Genomic DNA, 8,860 nt, shown 5'->3' with positions numbered 1-8,860 from the left:
GAGTCTATTTTCTTGTCGAAGAAAAAAGGGCTTTCACAACAAAGGGGACCCCCCCCCCCCCCCCCCCCCCCCCCCCCCCCCCCCCCCCCGCCCCCCCCCCCCGACCCATGTCCACCCCCCGGCGGGTTCCACTCACGCCCCCGGATGCGTCAGACTGGTGTCTCGTGAGTGACTCCCCGCTGAATTCCGCACCGACCTCCCGCGCCCGCGTGGTGCTGATCTCCGGTCCCTCGGGATCCGGGAAGTCCTCGCTGGCCGAGCGCACCGGGCTGCCGGTGCTCCAGCTCGACGACTTCTACAAGGACGGCGACGACCCCACCCTGCCCGTCCTGCCCGACGGCGGCACCGACTGGGACTCGCCGCTCGCCTGGCACCGTGAGCAGGCGCTGACGGCCATCCGGCAACTGGCCGAGCTGGGCCGGGCCGAGGTCCCGGTCTACTCGATCCCCGCCAACGGGCGTACCGGCAGCCGGGTGCTCGACCTGGCGGGCGCCCCCGCCTTCATCGCCGAGGGCATCTTCGCCGCCGAGATCGCGGCCCAGTGCGCGGCCGAGGACCTGCTCGGCGACGCGCTCTGCCTGCGCAACCACCCGCTCACCACGGCCTGGCGCCGGTTCCGCCGCGACGTCCGCGAGGGCCGCAAGTCCATCCCCTACCTGCTGCGCCGCGGCTGGCGCCTGATGCGCGCCGAGCACGGCATCGTGGCCCGCCAGGTCGGCCTCGGCGCGGTCGCCTGCGCCGGCCCCGAAGCCGAACGCCGGGTCCGCGCCGCCGCCGTCCCCCTCCCGGCCACCCCGGTCCACGCCAACGCCTGAGCACCGCCCGCCGCCACCTCACCCGCCGCTGAAACGATCCTGCACTCGTGACCCCGCACTAGGCTGATCCCAGGAGCCGCACGAGGGAGGTAGCCGTGACAGCCGAGCCGATCGACTGGATGCACCCGCCGGACCGAGGCTGGACCTACGACCAGGTCAAGGACCTGGACCTGCCGTTCGAATTCGACTTGGTGGACGGGGCGATCGTGGTTCGGGGCATGACCAGTCACTGGCACGACACCGTCCGGGACGAGTTGTACTTCGCCCTTCGGGCCGCCCGGCGTGCCCCCTACGCAGTCAACGTCGAGCGGTGCGTCCTCGTGGACGAGTACAACCCGCCCAAGCCCGACGTCGTGGTCTACGACCGGACCGGCCTGGACGTCTTCTCGCTGGAGTGCCTGCCGGTCGCCTCGGTCGTGCTGGCCGTCGAGGTGGTCTCCCCCGGTTCGCGCGCCGATGACCGCTTCCGCAAGCCGGGCCTCTACGCCGAGGCCGGCGTCCCCCACTACTGGCGGGTCGAGCGCGGCGAGGACGACCTCCCCGCGGTCTACGAGTTCCACCTCGACCGCGAATCCGGTGTCTACGCCCCCGCTCCCGAGGGCGCCGTCCACACCGGCACCCTCAAGGCGGAGTTCCCCTTCCCGGTGGAGATCGACCTCAGCCGGCTGCTCGACCTCTGAGCCACGACGAACAGTCGGGCCCGGCGTCCTCTTCCCCGAACGCCGGGCCCGACTGCTGTGCGGTGGCCGCGTGATCCCCCCCGACACCGTCTCCCCCGAGCGGTGCCGGCTCTCCCGCGGCCTGGTTCCCCGTCCCCCGACGGGAGTCCTCAGGTGTTACGCGACCAGCTCGCCGAACGCGTGGGCGGTGTCGCCGGTGCGGTTCAGCTGCTCGTCGTCACGCAGCCGGCGCAGGGCGCGCCAGATGCTGCTCTTCACCGTGCCGACGCTGATGCCGAGGATGTCGGCGATCTCCGGGTCGGTGCGGCCCTCGTAGTAGCGCAGCACCAGCATGGTGCGCTGGTTCTCCGGGAGCTTGGCGAGCGCCTGCCAGAGCACCGCGCGCAGCTCGGTGCCGCCCATCGCGTCGGTGTCGCCGACCGTCTCCGGCAGCTCCTCGGTCGGGTACTCGTTGAGCTTGCGCCGGCGCCAGGCCGAGATGTGCAGGTTGGTCATGGTGCGGCGGAGGTAGCCGCCGACCGCCGCCTTGTCGGTGATCCGGCCCCAGGCCCGGTAGGTGCTGAAGAGCGCGCTCTGCAGCAGGTCCTCGGCCTCGAAGCGGTCACCGGTCAGGTGGTACGCGGTGGCGTACAGGGAGGCGCGGCGCTCGCGAACGTACGCGGTGAACTCCGCGAGGTGCTCCTCCGCGACGGCCGAGTGCTCCCCCTGCGCGCCTCCCTGCTCGCCCTGGTGCGGGGCCTCCTGCACCGGCGCGAGCCGGAACAGGGTGGTCCCCGCCGTCCTGCGGGCGTCCGGCTCCCCCGAGCCGAGGCCGCGCAGGCCGTTCGTCCCCCCCGGGACGTCCTGGCCCTCAGCGCGCACCGGGAGCACCCCGCGCAGCGTGAGGGTCTGGGTGGTCTCGGACGCACTCCCCATCCGTCCGATCCCGTGCAGCTCCCCGGTCCGGCCCGCGCCGCCCCCACGGCGCGCCCCCGCGCACTGCCCGTCCCGACCGCGCCCCGACGGACGGACGCCACGGACTGCCGGGCTGTGCGCATCCAGGATGCCCCGGGTCTCCAGCGTTGCGTTCATCGTGCGCCCCCATGATCGGTACGAGCGGGTCCTTTCCGAGATCACCGGGTCGTTCCGGCTTCTCGGCCGGTCCGTCGCGGTGACAGGGAAAATCCTGCCGGCCGCCCGTCATGACGGTGTCCGCCGACTGTCACAGCGGTGTCACAAGGGGCAGGACCTTCGTCCCGGTACTCGTTCCACCGGCGGTGACGCCGCCCATGGCCGGGCCGGTTCCCGCCGGCAGGCGGCGTGAGCCAGAATGAGCAGGTGCCTTTCCTCCTTCTGATCGAGGACGACGACGCCATCCGTACCGGCCTCGAACTCGCCCTCACCCGCCAGGGCCACCGCGTGGCCGCCGCCGCGTCCGGCGAGGACGGCCTGCGGCTCTTCAAGGAGCAGCGGCCCGACCTCATCGTGCTCGACGTGATGCTGCCCGGGATCGACGGCTTCGAGGTCTGCCGCCGGATCCGGCGCACCGACCAGCTGCCGATCATCCTGCTGACCGCACGCTCGGACGACATCGACGTGGTGGTCGGCCTGGAGTCCGGCGCCGACGACTACGTGGTCAAGCCGGTGCAGCCACGGGTGTTGGACGCCCGGATCCGCGCCGTGCTGCGCCGCGGTGAGCGGGAGAGCTCGGACTCGTCCGCCTACGGCTCGGTGGTGATCGACCGTTCGGCGATGACGGTGACCAAGGACGGCGAGGACCTCCAGCTCACCCCGACCGAGCTGCGGCTGCTGCTGGAGCTGAGCCGCCGGCCCGGTCAGGCACTCTCCCGCCAGCAGCTGCTGCGGCTGGTCTGGGAGCACGACTACCTGGGCGACTCCCGGCTGGTGGACGCCTGCGTGCAGCGACTGCGGGCCAAGGTGGAGGACGTGCCCTCGGCGCCGACCCTGATCCGGACGGTCCGCGGGGTCGGCTATCGTCTCGACCCGCCGGCCTGACCGGCCCGCCCACCCCAGATGCCGCCGATCCCCGTTCCCCTGCTGATAGCGACTCCGACACGTGACTGACCATCAGAACGGCCGCCGCTTCGCCCCCGGCCTGTGGCGACGGCTGCGGCTGAGCTCGCTGCGGGTGCGACTGATCGCGGTGTTCGCCGTGGTGGCGTTGACAGCGGCCGCCTCCGCCTCCGGCATCGCGTACTGGCTCAACCGGGACGCGGTGCTCAAGCGCGCCCAGGACACCGCGCTGAAGGGCTTCCGCGTCTCGCTCAGCCAGAACGTCTCCGCGCTGCCGCTCAACCCGAGCTGCGCGGACCTGGTCCAGCTGGCCTCGGCGGTGGCCAGCTCCGGGCTCAACTACGACGTCGTGGTGGTGGACGACGCCCAGCCCAGCTGCCCGGCCTACTCCGACCCGCGCTACACCCTCGCCCAGGTGCCGGCCGCGCTGCGCACCGACGTCACCACGCCGCGCCCGATCACCGCCGGCAACAGCAACGCCTACCACCTGTACTGGCAGCGGGTGAACATCGGCGGCCAACCGTTCGTGGTCGGCGGGACGAAGGTGGTGCCGACCGGCCCGACCGCCTACATGTTCAAGTCGCTGGGCACCGAGCGGGCCGATCTCGACACGCTGGGCTGGTCGTTGGCGGTGGCCACCCTGCTGGCACTGATCGCGGCGACCCTGCTGGCCCAGGCGGCCTCCGCCACCGTGCTCCGCCCGGTCCGCCAACTCGGCGAGGCCGCACGGCGGTTGGGCGAAGGCCAACTGGACACCCGGCTGGAGGTCAAGGGCGCCGACGAACTCGCCGAACTGGCAAGGACGTTCAACCGCACCGCGGAGGCGCTCTCCGAGCAGGTCGAGGAGTTGAGCGCCCGCGAGGCGCAGAGCCGCCGGTTCGTCGCCGACATGTCGCACGAACTGCGCACCCCGCTCACCGCGATGACCGCGGTCACCGACATCCTGGAGGACGAGGCCGAGTCGCTGGACCCGATGATCGAGCCGGCCGTGCGGCTGGTGGTCAGCGAGACCCGCCGGCTCTCCGACCTGGTGGAGAACCTGATGGAGGTGACCCGCTTCGACGCGGGCACCGCGAAGCTGGTCGCCGACGAGATGGACATCGCCGACCTGATCATGTCCTGCATCGACGGCCGGGCCTGGTACGACGCGGTGGAGGTGGACGCGCCGCGCGGGGTGCTGGCGGTGGTCGACCCGCGCCGGCTGGACGTGGTCTTCGCCAATCTGATCGGCAACGCGCTTAAGCACGGCGGCTCGCCGGTCCGGGTCACCGTGACCAAGCGGCCCGGTGAGCACGAGGACGACGGCGAGGTCGTGGTCGCGGTCTCGGACAGCGGTCCGGGCATCCCCGAGGACGTCCTGCCCCACGTCTTCGACCGCTTCTACAAGGCCGACAAGGGCCGGGCCCGCTCGGAGGGCAGCGGGCTGGGGCTCTCCATCGCGATGGCCAACGCGCAGATCCACGGCGGCACCATCACCGCCGCCAACGCCCCGGCCGGGTCCGGCGGGGGCGCGGTGTTCACGCTGACCCTGCCGGTGGTGCCGCCCGCCCGACGGCAGCCGGCGGCCCGGCCGGGCGGTGCGGGTGGCACGGGCGGGCAGGACTCGGGGGATTCGACGGACGGATCCGAGCGAGATCGGAACAGTGAGCACGGTGCGTAGAACGACGAGCCCGGCGGCGGCGCCCGGCCGACCGTCCCCGCGGGAGTACCGGAGGGTCGCGCCGGCCCGGTCGGCCGCGTTCGGCTGGGCCGCCGCGTTGGGGGTGGCCGCGCTGACCGCCGGGCTGGCGACCGGCTGCGGGATCCGGCCCACCGCGGTGCCGGTGGACGCCGGCTCGCCCGCCGTCCGAACCGCCTGTCCCAGTCCGGGCGCCCCCGGCACGCCGACTCCGGCCAGTCCGAAGGGACCGGTCCGGCTCTCCCCGACGGCGTCGCCGGTCCCGGCGGTCTCCACCGCACCGAGCGTGCCGACGGCCGGCCCCGGCGGCCCGACGGCCGGTCCCAGCAGCTGCGGCTGAGCCGGGCCGGCCGGGGCCGGGAACCGGAAGTCGGACCCTCGCGTCCTTCGAGGCGTGCAGCGAGATGGCACCGGCGCGCGAACGGCGCACGGCAGCGTGCGGATCGACGACCGGCGGAAGCCCGAGGGGGTACCGCCGCAGGGCCGTCCTTCGCCCGACCCCGACGCGCTGCCGGCCCGCCTCCGGACCGTCGGCGTCGTCCTGCTGGCGCTCTACTTCGTCGCGCTCGGCTGGTACGCGCAGCACGCGGTGGCGATGCCCTGGGCGTATGACGGCAACCTCACGCCGTTCGCCTCGGTGCGCGCCGACCTGGAGGTCGGCGGGACCGACGGCCTGCTCCGGACCGCCGGCGGCCTGCTCAGCACGGCCCCGCTGGGCGTGCTGCTGCCGATGGCCGGCGGGCGGCTGCGGGTCTCGGCGGTGGGCTCGTTCCTGCACTGCCTCGGGCTCAGCACGCTGATCGCGACGGCGCTGGAGGCGGCCCGCGAGACGCTGGCCGGGCAGCTGCCCAACGTCGACCGGGTGCTGCTGGGGGTGATCGGCGCGGGCGTGCTGCACCTCGCGGTGGTCCCGGCGGGGCGGGCGGTGCTGCGGGCCAGGCTGCGCCGCCCGCGGGGCGTCGAGCGGGTGGCGGCGGCGCCGGTGGTCGCCCCCGCACCCGCGGCACGCGCGCCCGAGCCGGCACCGGTCGCACCCCGGCCGACCACCGGCGTTCGCACCTGCCGCTCCGCCCGGCGCACCACGCTCGCCCAGCGGCAGCTCGGCAGCCCGCCGTGCGTCGTGACGGCGCCCGACCGCACCGCCGGCGCGCACTGGCTGCACCGCGCCCGCTGGGTGCGGATGCGCCGGGCCGGCTGGCTACGGCGGGCCCGGCGCCCGCACCCGGGACGGCCCGCCGGCACCGCGCCCGGCCGGCTCACCGGTGGGCACCGCACCATCGCCCCGGCCCGCACCGGCCCGGCCCTGCGACCTCCGGTCCTGGCCAGCGCCGACCTCCGCTGACCAGCGAGCCCTTCGTCCACCCCGGTTCGCGCGCTCCCCGCCGCGTTCCCCTCCGGGCCGAACCCTGAGCGGCCCCCGAGAGCGCCCCCACCCGTCCCCGGGAGAGACCGGGGGCGCGAATCGCCATCCGGTCTGACGCCCCCGCGCCGAGCCGCCCCGAGGATGGAATCAGCCCGCCCGGACCAGCCGGGACCGGCCCACTACCGCTCGGAGCCCGCCATGCGCACCCTCGCCCGCCCCCGCCACAACCGTTTGCTCGCCGGAGTCTGCGCCGGGGTCGCCGAGCGCTTCGGCCTCACCCCGTGGACCGTCCGGCTGATCTTCCTGGCGTCCTGCCTGCTCCCCGGCCCGCAGTTCCTGATCTACCTGGCCCTCTGGCTGCTCCTCCCGCAGGAGCCCTGAGGCCGCCCCGGGAACGCCGCGGGGCCGCCCACACCGCGTCACGCGGCACGAACGGCCCAGGGCCTGCACGACCACCGGAGCCCGCCGGCCGGCCAACCGACCGGAGCCGCGCCGACAGCCCGTCAGCGTCAGCCGCCCAGCCCACCGCCCAGCGGCAGCGCGCCCTTGACCAGCCCGGTGACCTGGTCGCTCTGCGCCGCCTTCGTCACCGCGCTCAACGGCGTGCCGACCGCCGGCATGCCACGGGTGGCGGCACGGTTGGCCTGGCCGGCCGGGGCGCCCGCGTTCGGGTTGAGGGTGCCGGTGGTCCGCGAGACCGCGCCGCCGACCGCCGGGGTCTTGTTGAGCGCGCCGGTGGTGGTGTTGGTGAGCCCGCTGGTGCCGCTGGTCAGCCCGTCGGGGCTGCCGAGGCCACCGAGCGGGCCGCCGGCCGCCGCGGCGGAGGCGGAACCGGCCGCGACCGCCGCCAGGGCAACACCGAGCGCCGCGGTACCGGCGGCCTTGAGAGTGGCCTGCTTCATGAGTCCGTCCTCGTGTCCTCGTCGGGCCGGCGCACCGCGATCGCCGGGCCGAGTCGAGGCCGCCCGGGCGTCCGCCGCTGCGCCGTTGTCAGCAGTGACCCGAGAACCGTAGACAGACGGCTGGACGCGAATCAAAGACGCGTCACCCACACGGATGACTCGTCGGGACAATGCGAAGGGCGGCCGGAACAAGCGTCCTGACCGCCCATCGCTATCAGCTCATCCGTCCGGTTCAGGCACCGCCGCCGAACAGCCACTCCGCCTTGAGCTCCGCGTAGCCGGGCTTGATCACGTCGTTGATCATGGCCAGCCGCTCGTCGAAGGGCAGGAACGCGGACTTCATCGCGTTGATGGTGAACCACGCCATGTCGTCCAGGGTGTAGCCGAAGGCGTCCACCAGGTGCGCGAACTCCTGGCTCATGCTGGTCCCGCTCATCAGCCGGTTGTCGGTGTTCACGGTGATCCGGAACTTCAGCCGGCTGAGCAGCCCGATCGGGTGCTCAGCGTACGAACTCGCCGCCGCCGTCTGCAGGTTGGAGGTCGGGCACATCTCCAGCGGGATCCGCTTGTCGCGCACGTAGGCGGCCAGCCGGCCGAGCTCGACCGTGCCGTCCTCGTTCACCGTGATGTCGTCGATGATCCGCACGCCGTGGCCCAGCCGGTCGGCACCGCAGCACTGCAGGGCCTCCCAGATCGACGGCAGGCCGAAGGCCTCGCCCGCGTGGATGGTGAAGTGGTTGTTCTCGCCCTTGAGGTAGTCGAAGGCGCCCTGGTGGCGGGTCGGCGGGTGGCCCGCCTCGGCACCGGCGATGTCGAAGCCGACCACGCCGGCGTCGCGGTGCCGGTTGGCGAGCTCGGCGATCTCCTGCGAACGGGCGGCGTGCCGCATCGCGGTGAGCAGCGTGCCGACCTTGATCCGGTTGCCCTTGGCCCGGGCGTTGGCCTCGCCGAGGCGGAAGCCCTCGTTGACCGCCTCGACGACCTCGTCGAGGGTCAGGCCGCCCTCCAGGTGCTGCTCGGGGGCGTAGCGCACCTCGGCGTAGACCACGCCGTCGGCGGCCAGGTCCTCGGCGCAGTCGGCGGCGACCCGGACCAGCGCCTCGCGGGTCTGCATCACGGCGCAGGTGTGCGCGAAGGTCTCCAGGTAGCGGACCAGCGAGCCGGAGTCGGCGGCTTCCCGGAACCAGATGCCGAGCTTGACCGGGTCGGTGGTGGGGAGCCCCTGGTAGCCGCTGGCGGCGGCCAGTTCGACGATCGTCTCGGGGCGGAGGCCACCGTCCAGGTGGTCGTGGAGCACGACCTTGGGGGCGCGGCGGATCTGGTCGGCGGTGGGGATGCGCGGGGCCGTGGTGCCCGCGGGAACGGGGATCTGCTTCTCCATTGCGGGAGTGTAAGGCCTACGCGCGTAG

10 protein-coding genes are annotated in these 8,860 nt (G+C 73.8%); 7 read left to right on the top strand and 3 right to left on the bottom strand.

Annotation, left to right across the window (positions count from 1 at the left end; all coding sequences use genetic code 11):
- Positions 1 to 164: 164 nt before the first annotated feature.
- Both ACZ38L_RS03100 and ACZ38L_RS03095 read left to right on the top strand, forming a co-directional pair.
- A complete protein-coding gene (locus ACZ38L_RS03100; RefSeq protein WP_465688654.1) occupies positions 165 to 815 on the top strand; it encodes an ATP-binding protein in 651 nt (216 codons plus the stop codon).
- Between the two features lie 95 nt (positions 816 to 910).
- Positions 911 to 1,495 (top strand): Uma2 family endonuclease, encoded by a 585-nt coding sequence (locus tag ACZ38L_RS03095; protein WP_465688652.1) that lies wholly within the window; start codon positions 911 to 913, stop codon positions 1,493 to 1,495.
- Positions 1,496 to 1,651: 156 nt separating this feature from the next.
- Here ACZ38L_RS03095 and ACZ38L_RS03090 read toward each other — a convergent pair whose 3' ends face one another.
- The gene (locus tag ACZ38L_RS03090) at positions 1,652 to 2,410 is read right to left on the bottom strand and encodes a SigE family RNA polymerase sigma factor (RefSeq protein ID WP_465688650.1); all 759 of its coding nucleotides are present in this window, start codon (positions 2,408 to 2,410) and stop codon (positions 1,652 to 1,654) included.
- Positions 2,411 to 2,812: 402 nt separating this feature from the next.
- Here ACZ38L_RS03090 and ACZ38L_RS03085 point away from each other — a divergent pair, with 402 nt between their 5' ends.
- From ACZ38L_RS03085 to ACZ38L_RS03065, 5 genes are all read left to right on the top strand, one after another.
- Complete coding sequence (locus ACZ38L_RS03085; protein WP_280726464.1) at positions 2,813 to 3,490, top strand: response regulator transcription factor; 678 nt, start codon at positions 2,813 to 2,815, stop codon at positions 3,488 to 3,490.
- Between the two features lie 61 nt (positions 3,491 to 3,551).
- Positions 3,552 to 5,168, top strand: a complete 1,617-nt coding sequence (locus ACZ38L_RS03080) for an ATP-binding protein (protein WP_465688648.1) — start codon at positions 3,552 to 3,554, stop codon at positions 5,166 to 5,168.
- Entirely contained in the window at positions 5,161 to 5,526 is a 366-nt protein-coding gene (locus tag ACZ38L_RS03075) for a hypothetical protein (RefSeq protein WP_465688646.1), read from the top strand. Before ACZ38L_RS03080 ends, ACZ38L_RS03075 begins: the two co-directional genes overlap by 8 nt.
- Positions 5,527 to 5,580: 54 nt before the next feature.
- Complete coding sequence (locus ACZ38L_RS03070) at positions 5,581 to 6,528, top strand: VanZ family protein (protein ID WP_465688644.1); 948 nt, start codon at positions 5,581 to 5,583, stop codon at positions 6,526 to 6,528.
- Positions 6,529 to 6,747: 219 nt separating this feature from the next.
- Complete coding sequence (locus ACZ38L_RS03065) at positions 6,748 to 6,930, top strand: PspC domain-containing protein (protein ID WP_396555271.1); 183 nt, start codon at positions 6,748 to 6,750, stop codon at positions 6,928 to 6,930.
- A gap of 128 nt (positions 6,931 to 7,058) precedes the next feature.
- On the opposite strand, the gene ACZ38L_RS03060 is transcribed toward ACZ38L_RS03065, so the two are convergent.
- Together ACZ38L_RS03060 and ACZ38L_RS03055 are read right to left on the bottom strand one after the other, a co-directional pair.
- A complete protein-coding gene (locus tag ACZ38L_RS03060) occupies positions 7,059 to 7,451 on the bottom strand; it encodes a hypothetical protein (protein ID WP_465688642.1) in 393 nt (130 codons plus the stop codon).
- A gap of 232 nt (positions 7,452 to 7,683) precedes the next feature.
- On the bottom strand, positions 7,684 to 8,832 hold the full coding sequence (locus ACZ38L_RS03055; protein ID WP_465688640.1) for an adenosine deaminase: 1,149 nt from the start codon (positions 8,830 to 8,832) through the stop codon (positions 7,684 to 7,686).
- Between the last annotated feature and the right edge of the window lie 28 nt (positions 8,833 to 8,860).

This window comes from Kitasatospora sp. NPDC024654 (genome assembly GCF_055559155.1).
This window is presented reverse-complemented; position numbering and strand designations above follow the sequence as displayed.

Excerpts from the sequence above, each read along its gene's own strand:
- ACZ38L_RS03090 (WP_465688650.1), bottom strand. The coding sequence starts at position 2,410 with ATGGGGAGTGCGTCCGAGACCACCCAGACCCTCACGCTGCGCGGGGTG.
- ACZ38L_RS03060 (WP_465688642.1), bottom strand. The coding sequence starts at position 7,451 with ATGAAGCAGGCCACTCTCAAGGCCGCCGGTACCGCGGCGCTCGGTGTT.
- ACZ38L_RS03065 (WP_396555271.1), top strand. The coding sequence starts at position 6,748 with ATGCGCACCCTCGCCCGCCCCCGCCACAACCGTTTGCTCGCCGGAGTC.
- ACZ38L_RS03055 (WP_465688640.1), bottom strand. The coding sequence starts at position 8,832 with ATGGAGAAGCAGATCCCCGTTCCCGCGGGCACCACGGCCCCGCGCATC.